This is a genomic window from Nocardia sp. NPDC004568 (genome assembly GCF_040609955.1).
Lineage (GTDB): Bacteria > Actinomycetota > Actinomycetes > Mycobacteriales > Mycobacteriaceae > Nocardia.
Map to the genome: position 1 here is coordinate 1 of NZ_JBEXLL010000187.1, position 1,510 is coordinate 1,510.

Sequence of the window (1,510 nt, forward strand, 5' to 3'; positions counted from 1 at the left end):
CGATCGGGATGATCAGCCCGATCGCTTATGAACAATCACTATCGGCAGCTGCTACGGCTGCTTGATCCCCTGTCCACCATTCGGGGTGAACCTCAGACATTCGGTCCTGGACGGAAGGAGCGTGGGAGCCTCTGCAAGGATCGCGCCTGCTACGAGCCCTCTTGGTCACAACTGATGAATTGCGCGACAAGCTGACACGAGCGGCTGCAGCTGCCGCCGAAGGACACAGGCGTTTCGGGGCGGACCGTGCCCGCAGTTCGGCCAACATCCTCGCTGGCGCCGATCAGGGAAGCGGACTCATCGTCGACCGCCGTGGCCGGTATCACCCGAACCGCGATGAGGACAGCACCGTCGATCGACCTCCGCAGACGCTGGAGGTCGGTACGAGGCGAGAATCATTTATCGAACTTCGGGCGAGGCACGCCGCCACGGCCCACCGTCGTCTCCAGGAGAATCCAAACGCTGCGCACGACATCGGAAACCGCTTCAAAGAAGCCGTCTACAAGGGATACATCTCGACCCGGCCCAATCCCGACGCCCCGAAGATCGCCCGCTACGAGGCCATCCGTGCATGGCACGGCGTGACCTCCGGATTCGTCACCGACAAACCACTGCGTCAGGCACTCGACACAGTCCGCACACACGCCGAACGCAGGGAGCCGCTCACCGTGCTGATACCGCCTGAATCCGGCCGCGTCTACCGCGGTTTCACATCGTTCGGACCGAGCGTCGAGTTCTATTCGGCGATGTCGAGAGTCCTCCGCAGGCCCATCGACGATTTCTGGCGTGAATGTCAGGCCGGGGGCAAGTACGAGGAATTCTACAAGGAGTATCGCCGCTCCCGAGATCTGGACGACGAGGTAATGAGACAGTGGTATGACGGTTTCAAGCACGGGATGGAGAAAGGCGGGGGTACGAATCTAGACTACAACGAGTTCATAGCTGAAGTTACCGGGACGGGGCTTGAAGACCTGCAACTTCGGGTCAATACACAAGTGGACATTGCTGCCTTGGATGTCAGCAAGTTCCACTTCGCAGCGCCGTCGCTATCGCCGGAGTTGAAGCAGGATATGTTCCGGCGTTCGATTCCGGCTCTAGCAGAACGAGCACTACTCACCAGGGTCGGCTTCCAACGGTTGGTCGGCAAGTTCGAACGCGAACACGCATTGCCGGAACCTGACATGGATGTGCTCAACACCGAAGCACACAGGGCGCTGGGGCTGCAACCACACGAGGATCTGACCACTCCCCTCCAGCCTCGCGGACTGGAAATACCGGCCCGCTGTCCCGCACCTCACATCAAAAGCGGCGACGGCACACCATCAAACGAAGTCGTGCTGGAGCTTGCCGCCTATCTGGCCCCCGAAACCTACTGGAGACCACGCTGACCCGTTTTGACTGGAGCCCGGTGGGTGTGACGGGTCCCCGTGATGTGGTCCACCGGGAGTGAGAGTCGGTTATCGGTGGATACAGGTGGCAGCGTATCCGGCCGGGGTTTGGTAGCCCAGCG

The 1,510-nt window shown here is 60.8% G+C and carries 1 protein-coding gene; it reads left to right on the forward strand.

What is annotated here, in order from left to right:
* Positions 1-161: 161 nt before the first annotated feature.
* Entirely contained in the window at positions 162-1,388 is a 1,227-nt protein-coding gene (locus ABZV91_RS32455; RefSeq protein ID WP_355249530.1) for a hypothetical protein, read from the forward strand.
* Positions 1,389-1,510: the final 122 nt, after the last annotated feature.